Below are 15767 nucleotides of genomic sequence, written 5' to 3'. Positions count from 1 at the left end.
CCCACCGATCGACACCAACGCTCACGGCACGCAAGTATCTTCTGCATCCGCACAACGCATCACCGATCAGTGATGGACCGAACTCCGCCGTGCCTTGAAGCCGGCATATAGCGCCCAAAGCGCCAGCGCCACGAACCACACCATGCTCCACATCGGCATGCTCAAGCCCAGAAAACGCCAATCGATAGTGCCGCAGTCGCCGGTGCCGGTCAGTACGGTGCGGAACACTTCGAACGGCCCCATCGTCTCGCTCAAAAAGCTCAACGGCGGCCCGCACGAAGACATCATGTCCTTGGGACGGATCTGCACCCAGACGTGCCGCGCCGCGATGCCCATGCCCACTCCGGCAGCGATGAAACTCAGGACGCCGTGGATCTTGCGCGTGCCCGCCGCGCGTGGCCCATGCAGCGCACCGAGCAGGAACAATAGCGCCAACGCAGCAAACGCGATCCGCTGGAAAATGCACAGCGGACAAGGTTCCAGCCCAAGGTGCAACTGCACATAGATGGCGTAGCCGAGCAGACCCGCGCATGCAAGAAAGCCCAGCAGAAACTGCGCCCGAAAGCTCCAACGGAATGGATTCATCGCCACTGCTTGCCTAGGATCATTGGCCGATTATCAGCCATTGCCGCCGCCATGACCACGGATGCGGTGGATGCGGTGTCGCACGCCACGTAGCACACCAGGTCCGGCGCCTATCGGCAGTGTCTTCGCAATGCTCCGCAGCAAAAAAACCGGAACGAAACAGCCGGCCAAAACGTCTCACGTGGCCGACCTGCAACGCCACAGTAGCTATCTGATTGCTTCGACACGCTTCGCTCCGTCCGCCAATGAAAAAGCCCGGCGCAAGCCGGGCTTTTCAAGAATCTTTGCGAAGAGCGATCCGATTACTCGGCCACTTCCTCGGCGACGACCGGACGGTCGACCAGTTCGACATACGCCATCGGCGCATTGTCGCCGGCACGGAAGCCGGCCTTCAGGATGCGCAGGTAGCCGCCGGGACGGGTCGCATAACGCGGGCCCAGTTCGACGAACAGCTTGCCCACCGCTTCCTTGTCGCGCAGGCGAGCGAACGCCAGACGACGATTTGCCACGCCATCGACCTTGCCGATGGTGATCAGCGGCTCGGCGACGCGACGCAGTTCCTTGGCCTTCGGCAAGGTGGTCTTGATCAGCTCGTGCTTGAACAGCGACGCGGCCATATTGCGGAACATGGCTTCGCGGTGCGCGCTGGTGCGGTTGAATTTACGACCGGATTTCTGGTGACGCATGAGTGTGATTTCCTAAGAATATTGAGACTGCTTGAGAGACGTTGTCGCCATCCTGGCGCTGTTGAATGGACTGCGGTTGGTCCGAGCCGGCCGTCCTTTGACCGGGTGTCACCGCGGGCTTTGGCCCGTCGATGTAGAAAAAACAAACATGGGCGCCCGAAGACGCCCATGTCTTGACACATTAACCAAGCATGCCGTGCTGGGCGACACCGGCCGGCGGCCAGTTCTCCAGCTTCATGCCCAGCGCAAGGCCGCGCTGTGCCAGCACTTCCTTGATTTCGGTCAGCGACTTCTTGCCAAGATTCGGGGTCTTGAGCAGCTCCACTTCGGTCTTCTGGATCAGATCGCCGATGTAGTAGATGCTCTCGGCCTTGAGGCAGTTGGCCGAACGCACGGTCAGCTCGAGGTCGTCGATCGGGCGCAGCAGCACCGGATCCACACCGCTGGCAGCCGGCTTGGCCGCACCGCGATCGCGGTGGGTGAAATCGCCGAACACCGACAGCTGATCGCTGAGGATGTCGGCGGCGGTGCGCACGGCTTCCTCGGCATCGATCGTGCCGTTGGTTTCGATGTCGATGACGAGCTTGTCGAGGTCGGTACGCTGTTCAACGCGTGCAGCTTCCACGGCGTAGGCAACGCGACGCACCGGCGAGAACGACGCATCCAGCATCAGACGACCGATGGTACGGGTCTCTTCGTCCGGACGACGACGTGCGGCAGCCGGCTGATAGCCGAAGCCACGCTCGATCTTCAGGCGCATGTTCAGCGCCGTGTCCTTGGTCAGGTGGCAGATCACATGGTCGCCGTTGATGATCTCAACGTTGTGATCGGTCCTGATGTCGGCCGCAGTGACCGTCCCCGGACCCTGCTTGGACAACGACAGCGTTGCGCTGTCGCCACTGTGCATACGAATCGCCACGTCTTTCAGGTTGAGCAGGACGTCAAGCACGTCTTCCTGCAGCCCTTCGACCGTGGTGTACTCGTGCAGCACGCCGTCGATCTCGACCTCGGTGATCGCAAAACCCGGGATCGACGACAACAGCACACGACGCAGGGCATTGCCCAGCGTGTGCCCGTAACCGCGCTCCAAGGGCTCGATCACGACCTTTGCGCGATTGTCGGTAAGACGTTCGATCTGCGGACCACGGGGGCGCAGAACCTGGTTGGCGGTAACCGTCATGTTGCGGGGTCTCCTGCGAACCTCCGGCGGTGCCGGAGGCTCTCCAATGTGAATTACTTCGAATACAACTCGACGATCAGCGCTTCGTTGATATCCGAAGGCAGGTCAGCGCGATCCGGCACGGCCTTGAACACGCCGCTGAACTTCTTCGAATCGACTTCAACCCACGACGGCGTCATCTCGTGCTGCTCAGCCACGGTCAGGGCTTCCTGCACGCGGAGCTGCTTCTGTGCTTTTTCCGACAGCGTGATCGCATCGCCAGCCTTGATCTGGTACGAAGCCAGATTCACCGACTTGCCGTTGACCAGCACGCCACGGTGCGACACCAGCTGGCGCGCGGCCGGACGGGTGACCGCAAAGCCCATGCGATAGCAGACGTTGTCCAGACGGGTTTCCAACAACTGCAGCAGGTTCTCGCCGGTGTTGCCCTTCTTGGTCGAGGCCTTCTTGTAGTAGTTGCGGAACTGACGCTCCAGCAAACCATAGATACGCTTGACCTTCTGCTTTTCACGCAGCTGGGTAGCATAGTCGGAGAGCTTGCCTTTACGCGCCGCGCCGTGTTGGCCGGGCTTCTGCTCAAGCTTGCACTTGGAGTCCAGCGCACGCGCCGGGCTCTTGAGGGAAAGATCGGCGCCTTCGCGGCGGGCGAGCTTACAGGTAGGACCGATATAACGAGCCATTTCTTATCGCTCCCTTTAGACGCGACGCTTCTTCGGCGGACGGCACCCGTTGTGCGGGATTGGCGTCACGTCGATGATGTTGGTGATCTTGTAGCCCACGTTGTTCAACGAACGCACGGCCGACTCACGGCCCGGACCCGGACCCTTGATACGTACTTCCAGCGACTTCACGCCGTAGTCGAGCGCAGCGCGGCCGGCCTTTTCGGCGGCAACCTGAGCAGCGAACGGGGTCGACTTACGCGAACCACGGAAACCGGCGCCGCCGGACGTAGCCCACGACAGTGCATTGCCCTGGCGATCGGTGATGGTGACGATGGTGTTGTTGAACGAAGCGTGGACGTGGGCGACGCCGTCAGTGATGACGCGCTTGATCTTCTTCTTCGTTTTCTTTTCTGCTGGCTTTGCCATGATCTATCCCTTACTTCCTGATCGCCTTGCGCGGACCCTTACGGGTGCGGGCGTTGGTACGGGTGCGCTGACCACGCAGCGGGAGACCACGGCGATGACGCAGACCGCGATAGCAGCCCAGGTCCATCAGTCGCTTGATCGCGATACCGATTTCGCGGCGCAGGTCGCCTTCGACGACATACTTGCCGACTTCGGCGCGCAGGCGCTCGATTTCGGGTTCGGACAGATCACGAATCTTCGTGGTCGAGGTAACGCCTGCGGATTCGCAGAGCTTCTTCGAACGGGTACGGCCGATGCCGTAGATGCTTTGCAACCCGACCCAGACGTGCTTCTGGGCTGGCAGGTTGACGCCTGCAATACGCGCCATGACGCGATTCTCCAACTGAGTGATGGCCCGACAGCGCCCAGGCGCCATCCGGCAGGATGGATCAAAAGTGAACTCGGAATTGTAGCAAGGCCTCGGATTGCTTTGAAGCCCGTGGAACCAAAAAGTTCCATGGACCCGGCGTGGGGAGTGTGCCCTCGCTCCGGCGCCGGACGATGTTGATCCAGAAAACTTCTCCGAATCGCCTGTACTACTCCCGCACAGGACCACCTCGTCACACCCGCGCGCGAGACGTCGCGCGAGCCGCCCTTCTGATCGGAAGATCGTGGCCCGGGAACCAGGCCGTCTTCACGTAATGAAGCTCTAGTGTACCACTTAACCGCGCGCCAGACCGCCGCGCGAGCCGCCCTTCAGGTTGGCCTTCTTCAGCAGACTCTCATACTGATGCGACATCAGGTGCGCCTGGATCTGCGCAATGAAGTCCATCACCACCACCACCGCGATCAACAGCGAGGTGCCACCAAAGTGGAACGAGGTGCCCAGCTGCGTACGCATGATTTCCGGCAGCAGGCAAACGATGACCAGGTATAGCGAACCGGCCGCCGTCAGGCGCGTCAGCACGCCGTCGACGTAATCCGCCGTGGCCTTGCCCGGACGGATACCCGGAATCAGTGCACCCGACTTCTTGAGGTTGTCTGCCGTTTCCTGCGAATTGAACACTAGCGCGGTATAGAAGAACGCAAACCCGATAATCAGCGCCGCGAACACCAACATGTGCACCGGCTCACCCGGTCCAAGCGCATTGGCGATCTTCTGCAGCCATGACCCCACGCCACTGCCCGATGCTGCCTGACCCGACCACATCGACAACGTCGCCGGGAAGGCCAGGATGCTCGACGCGAAGATCGGCGGAATCACACCGGCCATATTGAGCTTCAATGGCAGGAACGAGGTCTGGTTCATGTACGCGTTGCGACCGCCCTGGCGGCGCGCGTAGTTGACCGTGATCCGCCGCTGCCCGCGCTCGACAAACACCACAAACAGCGTAAACGCCAGGATGGTGATGACGATCAGCAATAGCGAAATGAAGCTCAGGTTGCCTTCGCGGAAGGCCTCCACGGTCTGGATCGCCGCCGACGGCAAACCCGCCACGATGCCTGCAAAGATGATCAGCGACACACCGTTACCGATGCCGCGCTCGGTGACCTGCTCGCCCACCCACATCAAGAAGATGGTGCCGGCGGTCAATGCAATCACTGCGGTGAGCACAAAGCCCATGCCCGGCGCATACACCACCGGTGCGCCACCGGGCGCGGTCTGGTTCTGCAGTGCGAGCGCGATACTGCCGCCCTGCACCACCGCCAACAACACCGCACCGATGCGCGAATATTGGGTGATCTTGCGTCGGCCGGACTCACCTTCCTTCTGCATCGCCTTGAGGGCGGGAAAGATATGCGTGGCCAACTGGATCACGATCGACGCCGAGATATACGGCATCACATTCAACGCAAAAATACTGAAACGGTGCAGGGCGCCGCCCGAGAACATGTTGAACATGTCCACGATGCCGCCGCCCTGCGCCTGCATCAACGAAAGCATGGCATCGGGATTGACGCCTGGCACTGGCACATAGCAGCCGATGCGGTAGACGATCAATGCCCCGAGGACGAACAGTAGCCGCTGGCGAAGTTCCGTGAACTTGCCGAGCCCGCCACCGAGGTTACCAATGCCAGCCTGCGCCATCTGCCGATTACTCCTCTACGCTGCCGCCGGCAGCTTCGATTGCCGCCTTGGCGCCTGCAGTTGCAGCGACACCCTTCAGCACAAACTTCTTGCTCAGCTCGCCCTTCAGCACGATCTTCGCCTTCTTGGCGCGGCTCGGGACCAGATTGGCCGCACGCAGCGCTGCAAAGTCGATCTCACCGGCTTCCAGCTTGTCCAGCTGGTAGGACAACACTTCTGCGCTGTCACGCGCCATCTTGGAACGGAAACCGATCTTCGGCAGACGACGCTGCATCGGGGTCTGGCCGCCTTCGAAGCCGGCCTTGATCTTGCCGCCACCCTTACGCGCGAACGAACCCTTGTGGCCGCGGCCGCAGGTCTTGCCAAGGCCGGAGCCGATGCCACGACCGACGCGGGTGCGCTCGGTACGGGCGCCGTCGGCGGGCTTGAGGTCATTGAGATGCATAGTCATGGGATTAGTCCTCAACCTTGACGAGGTAGTGAACCGTATTGATCAGGCCACGCACCTGCGGGCTGTCCTTGAGTTCACGCACATCGTTGATCTTATTCAGGCCCAACGCATGCACCGACAGGCGGTGACGCGACTGGGTACCACGCAGGCCACGCACCAGGCGCACCTTCACAGTCTTGCCAGTGTCCTTAGCCATGGTTGAGCTCCTCCACCTTCTTGCCGCGCTTGGCCGCAACACGCGACGGCGACTGCACTTCCGACAGACCCTTCAGGGTTGCACGGACCAGGTTGATCGGGTTACGCGAACCGACGGCCTTGGCCAGCACGTTCTTCACGCCAACCGCTTCCAGCACAGCGCGCATGGCGCCGCCTGCGATGACGCCCGTACCTTCCGACGCCGGCTGCATGTAGACGCGTGCTGCGCCATGACCCGACTTGACGGCATGCCACAAGGTGCCGTTGTTCAGATCGACAGTGGCCAGGTTCTTGCGCGCCTGCTCCATCGACTTCTGGATGGCGACCGGCACTTCGCGCGCCTTGCCATACCCGAAACCAACCTTGCCCAAGCCATCGCCGACCACGGTCAGCGCGGTGAAGGTGAACTGGCGACCGCCCTTGACCGTCTTGCTGACGCGATTGACCGCGACCAGCTTTTCGATCATGCCATCGTCGACTTTCTCTTCGCGGTTACGGTCGCGATCACGACCCCGCGGTGCACGTTCTTCTGCCATTTTGAATCCTTGATTGATTGAGTATGTACGGCTCGAAGCCGCTTATGGTTGGGAAGTCACGCTGTGTTCCCGGCTCCGTTGCAAAAGAACGGGACGGCCCGGCATCTCCCTGCCGGCGGGATTGCGGATGCGGCCGAAGGCCACATCCGCAGCAGTGCTTAGAACTGCAGGCCGCCTTCGCGAGCTGCGTCGGCCAGCGCCTTGATACGGCCGTGGTAGCGGTAGCCCGAGCGGTCGAATGCGACCTTCTCGATGCCCGCAGCCTTGGCGCGCTCGGCGATCAGCTTGCCGACCTTGACGGCCGCATCGCTGTTCTTGCCGTTCTTCAGGCCGTCCTTGACGTCGGCCTGCAGCGTGTTAGCCGCAGCGATCACCTTGGAGCCGTCGGCAGTGAACACCTGCGCATACAGATGCTGGCCGGTGCGCAGCACCGACAGACGGGCGACACCCAGTTCGCGGATGTGCGCACGGGTGGACTTGGCGCGACGCAGACGGGCAATGTTCTTGTTGATGCTCATGATATTTATCCTACGAAAGCTGAAGGAAAACAGGCTTTTGCATTGAAAAGTCCGGCCATGGATGGCCGGGCTCCTAGCAGAGGGACCTGCCTTACGCCTTCTTGGCTTCCTTGCGAATGATGACTTCACCGGCGTACTTCACACCCTTGCCCTTGTAGGGCTCCGGCGGACGGAAACCGCGAATCTTGGCGGCAACTTCGCCGACGCGCTGCTTGTCTGCACCCTGCACCAGGATTTCGGTCTGGGTCGGGGTCGACAGCGTGATGCCTTCCGGCGCCACGAACACCAGCGGGTGCGAGAAACCGAGCGCCAGGCTCAGATCCTTGCCCTGCATGGCAGCGCGGTAACCGACGCCGACCAGCTCCAGCTTGCGCTCGAAGCCTTCGGAGACACCCTTGACCATATTGGCCAGGATGGCACGCACGGTACCGGTGATGGCGATCTGCGACGGATCGTTGGCCGACAGGGTGGCGACGCCGCCATCGACAGCGATTTCGACGCCAACCGGCTTGGGCAGAGTCAGGGTGCCTTTCGGGCCCTTGACGCTGACCAGCTCAGGCTGGACGTTGAGCTCAACACCCTTCGGGAGGGACACAGGCTTCTTGGCTACACGGGACATGTTCGATTCCTTCCCTTAGGCCACGAAGCACAGAACTTCACCACCAACGCCGGCTTCGCGAGCCTGCGCATCGGTCATGATGCCCTTCGACGTGGAGATGATGGCGATACCCAGGCCACCCAGGACCTTGGGCAGCTCGGTCTTGCCGCGGTACTGACGCAGACCCGAGCGCGAGAAACGCTTCAGGGTCTCGATGACCGGACGGCCTTCGAAATACTTCAGCACGATTTCCAGCTCCGACTTGTTGTTTTCGGTGGCCGTAACGCGCAGGTCGGTGATGTAACCCTCGTCCTTCAGGACTTGGGCGATCGCAACCTTGATCTTGGACGACGGCAATTTCACCGTCTGCTTACCAACCGCGGCCGCATTCTTGATGCGTACCAGCAGGTCGGCGATGGGATCAGTCATGCTCATATGAGTACCTTTGAGTGCACCGATATCCGCTTTCGCGAAAATCTTGTGTTTTCCTGGGGACGGGCCAGGACCCTTGACGCCATGCCGAGCCCGTACGGGCAAGACAGAAGCGGAAGTATACGACAAAAGAGCCCGACTTGCGTCGGACTCCCTTGTTGAACAGAACAATCCTGTTCCAGCCGGCCGCGAACGGCCGGCAATGCTGTTACCAGCTTGCCTTGCGCAGACCCGGAACGTCGCCGTTCATCGTGGCCTTGCGCAGCATGTTGCGACCCAGACCGAACTTGCGGTAGACACCGCGCGGACGACCGGACAACTCGCAACGGTTGCGGTGACGGCTCGGCGACGAATCGCGCGGCAGCTTCTGCAACTTGGTCGATGCATCGATCTTCTCTTCGTAGGACGCATCCTGACTGGAGAGGATCTTCTTCAGCGCATCACGCTTGCCGGCGAATTTCTTCGCCAGCTTTGCACGCTTGATGTCGCGGTGGATCATGGAGGTCTTTGCCATTTCGGATGTCCTCGACGGTCAGTTACGGAACGGGAACTTGAACGCTGCCAGCAGCGCCTTCGCTTCCGCATCCGTCTTGGCGGTGGTGGTGATGGCGATATCCATACCGCGGATCGCGTCGACAGCGTCGAAATCGATTTCCGGGAAGATGATCTGTTCCTTCACACCCATGTTGAAGTTGCCACGACCGTCAAAGGAACGACCGGAAACACCACGGAAGTCGCGCACGCGCGGCAACGAGATGTTGATCAGACGATCCATAAACTCGTACATCTTGGCGCGACGCAACGTGGTCTTGCAGCCGATCGGCCAACCGTCACGAATCTTGAACGATGCGACCGAAACGCGCGACTTGGTGACCACCGGCTTCTGGCCGGAGATCTTGGACATGTCGGCGACCGCATTTTCCAGAATCTTCTTGTTGGTAGCCGCCTCGCCCACGCCCATGTTGAGCGTGACCTTGACCAGCTTCGGCACTTCCATCGGATTGGTGTAGCCGAATTCCTTCATCAGGGCCGGCACCACGTTTTCCTTGTAAAACTTTTCGAGACGAGTGTTCATGATCTCATTCCTCAGGCGTCGAGCGCCTCACCGCTGGAGCGGAACACACGCAATTTGCGTCCATCCTCCAGCACCTTGAAGCCAACGCGCTCGCCCTTGCCCGTTGCCGGGTTGACGATATTGACGTTGGAGATATGGATCGACGCTTCACGCTCGACCACGCCGCCGGCGACACCCGCCTGCGGGTTCGGCTTGGTATGGCGCTTGATGATGTTGGCGTTGGAAACGATCACCCGATCGCCGTCCACACGCACCACTTCACCCTGCTTACCCTTGTCCTTGCCGGTGTTGATGACGACCTGGTCGCCCTTCTTGATACGGTTAGCCATGTGTATGTCCTCCGCTCACAGCACTTCGGGAGCGAGCGAGACGATCTTCATGAACTTCTCGGAACGCAGCTCGCGCGTCACCGGCCCGAAGATGCGGGTCCCGATCGGCTCCTGCTTATTGTTCAACAGCACAGCGGCGTTGCCGTCGAAGCGGATCAGCGAACCGTCGGGACGGCGCACACCCTTGCGGGTACGCACCACGACGGCGTCGTAGACTTCGCCTTTCTTGACCTTACCGCGCGGAATGGCGTCCTTGACGGTCACCTTGATGATGTCGCCAATGTGTGCGTAGCGGCGCTTTGAGCCGCCCAGCACCTTGATGCACATCACTTCCTTGGCACCCGAATTGTCGGCGACATCGAGGTAGCTCTGCATCTGGATCATGATTCAGATCTCCCTTATTCGGCCGAACGGGTGACGATTTCGACCACCCGCCAGTTCTTGGTCTTGGACATCGGAGCAATCTCGGTCACACGCACGACGTCGCCTTCGTTGCAGGCATTGTCGGCATCGTGTGCGTGGAGCTTGGACGAGCGCTTGATGTACTTACCGTACAACGGGTGCTTGACCTGGCGCTCTACCAACACGGTGACCGTCTTGTCCATCTTGTTGCTGACGACACGGCCTTCGACCGTGCGCAGCGTTTGCTTTTCGTTGTTGTCGCTCATCGCGGCCGTCCTTACTTGGTGCTGCCGAGCAGGTGCTTGACGCGAGCAATCTCGCGGCGCACCCGGCGGGTTTCGTGGGTCTTCGGCAGCTGGCCGGTGACCTGCTGCATGCGGAGCGAGAACTGCTCCTTACGCAGATCGGTCAGGTGGGCCTTCAGTTCGTCAGCCGACTTCTCGCGGAGTTGTTTGATATCCATCAGCGCACCGTCCGGGTCACGAAAGTGGTGGTCACCGACAGCTTGGCGGCGGCAAGGCGGAAGGCCTCACGTGCGACATCTTCGGGAACACCCTCGATTTCATAGATCATGCGGCCCGGCTGAATCTGCGCGACCCAGTACTCCACGTTGCCCTTACCGGAGCCCATGCGGACTTCGATCGGCTTCTTGGTGATCGGCTTGTCGGGGAACACACGGATCCACATCTTGCCGCCCTTCTTGGCGACGCGACTGATCGTGCGACGTGCTGCTTCAATCTGACGCGCGGTCAGCTGACCGTGCGCGGTTGCCTTGAGACCGTACTCGCCGAAGCTGACGGCGTTTCCGCTCCATGCCAGGCCGTCATTGCGGCCCTTGTGCATCTTGCGATATTTGGTTCGCTTGGGTTGCAACATTGCCGTTACCTCGCTTCACGAGCCGGGCGCGAAGGACGGTCACCACGGTCGCCGCGATCGTTACGATCGTTGCGCGGGCTGTCGTCCTGCTTCTCCTGGCCAACCTGGGAGAAGTCGAAGACCTCGCCCTTATAGATCCAAACCTTGATACCGATGATGCCGTACGTCGTGGACGCTTCGGCAAAACCGTAATCGATGTCGGCACGTAGCGTGTGCAGCGGCACGCGACCTTCGCGGTACCACTCCGAACGGGCGATTTCTGCACCGTTGAGGCGGCCAGCCACGTTGACCTTGATGCCCAGGGCACCCAGGCGCATCGCGTTGCCGACCGAGCGCTTCATTGCACGGCGGAACATGATGCGACGCTCGAGCTGCTGCGCGATCGACTCGGCGACCAGCTGCGCATCCAGCTCCGGCTTGCGCACTTCGGTGACGTTGATGTGGGCGGGAACGCCCATCATCTCGCTCACTTCCTTGCGCAGCTTTTCGATGTCCTCACCACGCTTGCCGATCACAACGCCCGGACGGGCAGTGTGGATCGTCACGCGGGCGGTTTTGGCAGGGCGCTCGATCAAGATCTTGCTGATACCTGCCTGCGCGAGCTTCTTGCGCAGCATTTCACGCACTTTCAGGTCGGCTGCCAGATAACCGGCGAAGTCGGCCTTGTTTGCGTACCACTTGGAATTCCAGTCCTTGGCGATGCCAAGACGGATTCCAGTCGGATGAACTTTATGACCCATGGTCTTTTCCTTTCCGCTTACTTGGCGGCGCCAACAATCACAGTGATGTGACTGGTGCGCTTGAGGATGCGGGTACCGCGGCCTTTCGCCCGCGCCATGAAACGCTTCAGGGACGGACCTTCATCAACCATGATGGTCTTGACCTTCAGCTCGTCGACATCCGCGCCCTGATTGTTCTCGGCATTGGCAATAGCCGACTCCACCACCTTTTTGATCAGGTGTGCAGCCTTCTTGTCCGAGAACTTCAGCAGATTGACCGCACGCTCGGCGGACAAACCACGCACCTGGTCAGCGACCAGGCGGGCCTTCTGCGGGGAGATGCGCGCGGTGCGCAGGATTGCTTTCGCTTCCATCGTCATCTCTCCTTACCTGCTCGACTTCTTGTCGCCACCGTGACCCTTGAAGGTCCGGGTGACGGCAAATTCGCCGAGCTTGTGGCCGACCATATTCTCGTTGACGAGCACCGGAATGTGGTTCTTGCCGTTATGCACGGCGATGGTGATGCCTACCATTTCCGGCAGGATCATCGAACGGCGCGACCAGGTCTTGATCGGCTTCTTGCTACCCGCAGCGGACTCCACCTTCTTTGCAAGGTGGTGATCGACGAACGGGCCCTTCTTGAGTGAACGTGCCATGGTCGATTAGCCCCTACGATCGCGGACGATGAATTGCTGGGTGCGCTTGTTCTTGCGCGTCTTGTAACCCTTGGTCGGCACACCCCACGGGGTGACCGGATGCGGATTACCCTGACCAGCCTTCGCTTCACCACCACCGTGCGGGTGATCGACCGGGTTCATGGCCGCACCGCGAACGGTCGGGCGAACACCGCGCCAGCGCTTGGCGCCGGCCTTGCCCAACTTCTCGAGGTTGTGCTCGTCGTTGCCGACTTCGCCGATGGTGGCGCGGCACTCGACCGGCACCTTGCGCATTTCGCCCGAGCGCAGACGCAGCGTGGCGTAGATGCCTTCGCGAGCGACCAGCTGGACGGCTGCACCGGCAGCACGTGCGATCTGAGCGCCCTTACCCGGCTTCAGCTCGATACCGTGAACCGTCGTACCGACCGGGATGTTGCGCAGCGGCAGCGTGTTGCCGGTCTTGATCGGTGCGTTGGCACCGGCAATGACCTGGTCGCCAGCCTTCAGGCCCTTGGGGGCGATGATGTAGCGACGCTCGCCGTCGACGTAGCACAGCAGGGCGATATGGGCGGTACGGTTCGGATCGTATTCGATCCGCTCCACACGCGCCGGAATGCCTTCCTTGTTGCGCTTGAAGTCGATGATGCGGTAGTGCTGCTTGTGGCCACCACCGACGTGACGCACGGTGATGCGGCCATGGTGGTTACGACCACCGGACTTGCTCTGCGAATCGAGCAGCGCCGCGTGCGGTGCGCCCTTGTGCAGATCGGGAGTAACCACGCGCACGGCGGAACGACGGCCGGGAGAGGTGGGTTTGAACTTCATCAATGGCATGGGATGGACCTCAGGCCTTGGCCGTTACGTCGATGGACTGACCATCAACCAGGCGGACGTACGCCTTGCGCCAATTGCCACGGCTGCCAGCACGGTTACGGAAGGACTTGCTCTTGCCCTTGACGTTGACCACGTTGACTGCCTTGACCTTGACGTCGAACAGCTGCTCAACCGCGGCCTTTACATCGGCCTTGGTGGCTTCGTTCGAAACTTCGAAGACATACTGGTTGGAGATTTCCTGCAGGCGCGCGGTCTTTTCGGAGACTCGCGGAGCACGCAGCACGCTGAAGATTTTTTCGTTGCTGCTCATGCCAGCCACTCCTCGACCTTCTTGACCGCATCGGCGGTGATCACGACCGTATCGGCCCCGACCAGAGCGACCGGATCCAGACCCTGCACATCACGCACCTGCACATACGGCAGATTGCGAGCGGACAGATACAGGTGCTCGGAGGCTTCTTCGGTGACGATCAGCGGGCGCTTGCCCACATCCAGTCCCTTCAGCTTCTCGATCAGAGCCTGGGTCTTGGTGGTTTCGACGTCGAACGCATCGACGATCATCAGGCGACCCTGGCGATTAAGCTCAGAGAAGATCGCGCAGATGGCCGCACGGTACATCTTGCGGTTGACTTTCTGTTCGAAGCTGCGCGGCTTGGCCGCGAAGGTCACGCCGCCGCCGACGAAGATCGGAGCCGTCAGCGCGCCATGACGCGCACCGCCGCCCTTCTGCTTCTTCGACTTCTTGGTCGTGCCCGCAACTTCCGAACGCGTCTTCTGTGCCTTGGTACCAGCGCGACCGGCATTGCGATAAGCGACGACGACCTGGTGAACCAGATCTTCGCTGAATTCGCGACCGAACACGGCATCGGAGACCGAGACCTTGTTGTTGCTACCCGTGATAACGAGTTCCATCGTCATCTCTCCCTTATGCCTTGCTCGCCGGACGGACGATCACGTCGCCACCAGCTGCGCCAGGCACGGCGCCGCGGATAGCAATCAGACCACGCTCGACGTCGACCTTGACCACTTCCAGGTTCTGCGTGCTTTGCTGCACGGCGCCCATGTGGCCCGACATCTTCTTACCCGGGAAAACGCGACCCGGGGTCTGGCGCTGACCCAACGAACCCGGCGCGCGATGCGACAGCGAGTTACCGTGAGTTGCATCGCCCATACGGAAGTTGTAGCGCTTGATGGTGCCCTGGAAACCCTTACCCTTGGTGACGCCCTGGACGTCGACCTTCTGGCCGACCTCGAAGATGTCCGCCTTGATTTCGCCGCCGACGGCGAAATCGCCGAGCTGCGCATCTTCAACGCGGAATTCCCACAAGCCACGACCCGCTTCGACCTTCGCCTTGGCGAAGTGACCGGCGGCCGGCTTGTTGACCAGTGCGGCGCGACGCGCGCCAACGGTAATCTGCACTGCGCTGTAGCCGTCGGCTTCGACGGTCTTGATCTGCGCGATGCGGTTTGGAGTTGCTTCGATCAGCGTGACTGGTATTGCACGGCCGTCTTCAGTGAAGACGCGGCTCATACCAGCCTTGCGGCCCACGAAGCCCAACGAATATTTCTTCGTCATGGTCGTAGTCCTCAGGTCAACTTGATCTGAACGTCGACGCCAGCCGCGAGCTCGAGCTTCATCAGCGCGTCCACGGTCTTGTCGTTGGGATCGACGATATCGAGCACACGCTTGTGCGTGCGGGTTTCATACTGGTCACGCGCATCCTTGTCGGCATGCGGGGAGACGAGGATGGTGTAACGTTCAATCTTGGTCGGCAGTGGGATCGGGCCACGCACTTGCGCGCCGGTCCGCTTGGCTGTCTCGACGATCTCGCTGGCCGAACGGTCGATCAAACGATGATCGAACGCCTTCAGCCGAATCCGGATCTTTTGTTCCGACATGACGGAAGCTTCCTTCGTTAAAAGAGCGACGGGCAAGGCCTCTGGGATACCTGCCCCGATATTCCTGCGTAGATGAAATCGCCGCGCATCCTGCCGACGAGGGCACTTCCTCCGCCCAAAAACTGAGGCAGACCGGTAAACCGGTCTGCCCAGACGGAAAAGTATAGTGCGCAACAAGAGCACGGTCAACAACGCATGAGTTGTTGAGTGCTCCAAGCAACGCGACCTTCCCGGTCTGGCGAACACGAGCGGCATCCTGCCGTTCTTTTCGCTGTAACTCAGCGCCCTACCCAGGGACACCGAGCCGCGCATTATAGCGAGGGTGTTTTCCCTGCGCAAGCACCCTGACCCATCAATCCCATCGCACAGAAACACTTCAGCGCAATGAAGACTTCCATAAAAAAAAGGGCCGGCTTGCGCCGACCCTTGTTGCCGCGTCGACGACCGAAGTCGCCGAACTGCAGGCTACTTACTTGATGATCTTGGCAACCACGCCGGCGCCGACGGTACGACCGCCTTCACGGATGGCAAAGCGCAGACCTTCGTCCATCGCGACCGGGTTGATCAGGGTCACGACCATCTTCACGTTGTCGCCCGGCATCACCATCTCCACGCCTTCCGGCAACTGGCAAGCGCCAGT

28 protein-coding genes and 1 pseudogene are annotated in these 15767 nt (G+C 60.8%); all 29 read right to left on the bottom strand.

The window, feature by feature from the left end:
* Positions 1-66: 66 nt before the first annotated feature.
* Positions 67-585, bottom strand: a complete 519-nt coding sequence (locus GGR62_RS05025; protein WP_184406861.1) for a disulfide bond formation protein B — start codon at positions 583-585, stop codon at positions 67-69.
* A gap of 302 nt (positions 586-887) precedes the next feature.
* Positions 888-1271 (bottom strand): 50S ribosomal protein L17, encoded by a 384-nt coding sequence (rplQ, locus tag GGR62_RS05020; RefSeq protein ID WP_003486665.1) that lies wholly within the window; start codon positions 1269-1271, stop codon positions 888-890.
* 181 nt (positions 1272-1452) lie between these two features.
* Entirely contained in the window at positions 1453-2451 is a 999-nt protein-coding gene (gene rpoA / locus GGR62_RS05015) for a DNA-directed RNA polymerase subunit alpha (RefSeq protein WP_002811635.1), read from the bottom strand.
* A gap of 53 nt (positions 2452-2504) precedes the next feature.
* On the bottom strand, positions 2505-3131 hold the full coding sequence (rpsD, locus tag GGR62_RS05010; protein WP_184406860.1) for a 30S ribosomal protein S4: 627 nt from the start codon (positions 3129-3131) through the stop codon (positions 2505-2507).
* Positions 3132-3146: 15 nt separating this feature from the next.
* Positions 3147-3539, bottom strand: coding sequence for a 30S ribosomal protein S11 (gene rpsK, locus GGR62_RS05005; RefSeq protein ID WP_003486671.1), 393 nt, complete (start codon positions 3537-3539; stop codon positions 3147-3149).
* A 10-nt stretch (positions 3540-3549) separates the two neighbouring features.
* Positions 3550-3906: a 30S ribosomal protein S13 gene (rpsM, locus tag GGR62_RS05000; protein WP_003486672.1), complete on the bottom strand. Its 357-nt coding sequence runs from the start codon at positions 3904-3906 to the stop codon at positions 3550-3552.
* A gap of 333 nt (positions 3907-4239) precedes the next feature.
* Positions 4240-5607, bottom strand: a complete 1368-nt coding sequence (secY, locus tag GGR62_RS04995; protein WP_039412801.1) for a preprotein translocase subunit SecY — start codon at positions 5605-5607, stop codon at positions 4240-4242.
* 7 nt (positions 5608-5614) lie between these two features.
* On the bottom strand, positions 5615-6058 hold the full coding sequence (gene rplO / locus GGR62_RS04990; RefSeq protein WP_012439114.1) for a 50S ribosomal protein L15: 444 nt from the start codon (positions 6056-6058) through the stop codon (positions 5615-5617).
* Positions 6059-6062: 4 nt separating this feature from the next.
* Positions 6063-6254 (bottom strand): 50S ribosomal protein L30, encoded by a 192-nt coding sequence (gene rpmD / locus GGR62_RS04985; RefSeq protein WP_006450646.1) that lies wholly within the window; start codon positions 6252-6254, stop codon positions 6063-6065.
* Positions 6247-6789 carry a 30S ribosomal protein S5 gene (gene rpsE / locus GGR62_RS04980; protein WP_184406859.1) on the bottom strand — a complete coding sequence of 181 codons (543 nt, stop codon included), beginning with the start codon at positions 6787-6789 and terminating at the stop codon, positions 6247-6249. The genes rpmD and rpsE overlap by 8 nt, the downstream gene beginning before the upstream one ends.
* A gap of 158 nt (positions 6790-6947) precedes the next feature.
* The gene (rplR, locus tag GGR62_RS04975) at positions 6948-7307 is read right to left on the bottom strand and encodes a 50S ribosomal protein L18 (RefSeq protein WP_005993383.1); all 360 of its coding nucleotides are present in this window, start codon (positions 7305-7307) and stop codon (positions 6948-6950) included.
* Positions 7308-7398: 91 nt separating this feature from the next.
* Positions 7399-7926, bottom strand: a complete 528-nt coding sequence (rplF, locus tag GGR62_RS04970; RefSeq protein WP_184406858.1) for a 50S ribosomal protein L6 — start codon at positions 7924-7926, stop codon at positions 7399-7401.
* A gap of 15 nt (positions 7927-7941) precedes the next feature.
* The gene (gene rpsH / locus GGR62_RS04965; protein ID WP_010371096.1) at positions 7942-8340 is read right to left on the bottom strand and encodes a 30S ribosomal protein S8; all 399 of its coding nucleotides are present in this window, start codon (positions 8338-8340) and stop codon (positions 7942-7944) included.
* 205 nt (positions 8341-8545) lie between these two features.
* On the bottom strand, positions 8546-8851 hold the full coding sequence (rpsN, locus tag GGR62_RS04960; RefSeq protein WP_005917137.1) for a 30S ribosomal protein S14: 306 nt from the start codon (positions 8849-8851) through the stop codon (positions 8546-8548).
* Positions 8852-8869: 18 nt separating this feature from the next.
* Positions 8870-9412 carry a 50S ribosomal protein L5 gene (rplE, locus tag GGR62_RS04955; RefSeq protein WP_184406857.1) on the bottom strand — a complete coding sequence of 181 codons (543 nt, stop codon included), beginning with the start codon at positions 9410-9412 and terminating at the stop codon, positions 8870-8872.
* 11 nt (positions 9413-9423) lie between these two features.
* Positions 9424-9741: a 50S ribosomal protein L24 gene (gene rplX / locus GGR62_RS04950; RefSeq protein WP_006450639.1), complete on the bottom strand. Its 318-nt coding sequence runs from the start codon at positions 9739-9741 to the stop codon at positions 9424-9426.
* A 15-nt stretch (positions 9742-9756) separates the two neighbouring features.
* On the bottom strand, positions 9757-10125 hold the full coding sequence (rplN, locus tag GGR62_RS04945) for a 50S ribosomal protein L14 (protein ID WP_003486699.1): 369 nt from the start codon (positions 10123-10125) through the stop codon (positions 9757-9759).
* A gap of 14 nt (positions 10126-10139) precedes the next feature.
* Positions 10140-10409, bottom strand: coding sequence for a 30S ribosomal protein S17 (rpsQ, locus tag GGR62_RS04940; RefSeq protein WP_102252624.1), 270 nt, complete (start codon positions 10407-10409; stop codon positions 10140-10142).
* Between the two features lie 11 nt (positions 10410-10420).
* Complete coding sequence (gene rpmC / locus GGR62_RS04935) at positions 10421-10606, bottom strand: 50S ribosomal protein L29 (protein ID WP_003486703.1); 186 nt, start codon at positions 10604-10606, stop codon at positions 10421-10423.
* Positions 10606-11019, bottom strand: a complete 414-nt coding sequence (gene rplP, locus GGR62_RS04930) for a 50S ribosomal protein L16 (protein ID WP_184406856.1) — start codon at positions 11017-11019, stop codon at positions 10606-10608. Before rplP ends, rpmC begins: the two co-directional genes overlap by 1 nt.
* 5 nt (positions 11020-11024) lie before the next feature.
* Positions 11025-11759, bottom strand: a complete 735-nt coding sequence (rpsC, locus tag GGR62_RS04925) for a 30S ribosomal protein S3 (protein ID WP_184406855.1) — start codon at positions 11757-11759, stop codon at positions 11025-11027.
* Between the two features lie 17 nt (positions 11760-11776).
* Complete coding sequence (gene rplV, locus GGR62_RS04920) at positions 11777-12112, bottom strand: 50S ribosomal protein L22 (protein WP_002811686.1); 336 nt, start codon at positions 12110-12112, stop codon at positions 11777-11779.
* Positions 12113-12124: 12 nt separating this feature from the next.
* Positions 12125-12394 (bottom strand): 30S ribosomal protein S19, encoded by a 270-nt coding sequence (rpsS, locus tag GGR62_RS04915; RefSeq protein ID WP_005993369.1) that lies wholly within the window; start codon positions 12392-12394, stop codon positions 12125-12127.
* 6 nt (positions 12395-12400) lie between these two features.
* The gene (rplB, locus tag GGR62_RS04910) at positions 12401-13228 is read right to left on the bottom strand and encodes a 50S ribosomal protein L2 (protein ID WP_003486715.1); all 828 of its coding nucleotides are present in this window, start codon (positions 13226-13228) and stop codon (positions 12401-12403) included.
* Between the two features lie 10 nt (positions 13229-13238).
* A complete protein-coding gene (gene rplW / locus GGR62_RS04905; protein WP_002811694.1) occupies positions 13239-13538 on the bottom strand; it encodes a 50S ribosomal protein L23 in 300 nt (99 codons plus the stop codon).
* A complete protein-coding gene (gene rplD, locus GGR62_RS04900) occupies positions 13535-14140 on the bottom strand; it encodes a 50S ribosomal protein L4 (RefSeq protein WP_184407024.1) in 606 nt (201 codons plus the stop codon). Before rplD ends, rplW begins: the two co-directional genes overlap by 4 nt.
* A 13-nt stretch (positions 14141-14153) precedes the next feature.
* The gene (gene rplC, locus GGR62_RS04895; protein WP_184406854.1) at positions 14154-14804 is read right to left on the bottom strand and encodes a 50S ribosomal protein L3; all 651 of its coding nucleotides are present in this window, start codon (positions 14802-14804) and stop codon (positions 14154-14156) included.
* An 11-nt stretch (positions 14805-14815) separates the two neighbouring features.
* Positions 14816-15127 carry a 30S ribosomal protein S10 gene (rpsJ, locus tag GGR62_RS04890; RefSeq protein WP_003486723.1) on the bottom strand — a complete coding sequence of 104 codons (312 nt, stop codon included), beginning with the start codon at positions 15125-15127 and terminating at the stop codon, positions 14816-14818.
* Between the two features lie 469 nt (positions 15128-15596).
* A pseudogene (locus tag GGR62_RS04885) lies at positions 15597-15767 on the bottom strand (elongation factor Tu); the annotation flags it as partial.

It is taken from the genome of Xanthomonas sp. 3075, assembly GCF_014197275.1.
GTDB lineage: Bacteria > Pseudomonadota > Gammaproteobacteria > Xanthomonadales > Xanthomonadaceae > Xanthomonas > Xanthomonas campestris_B.
This window is presented reverse-complemented; position numbering and strand designations above follow the sequence as displayed.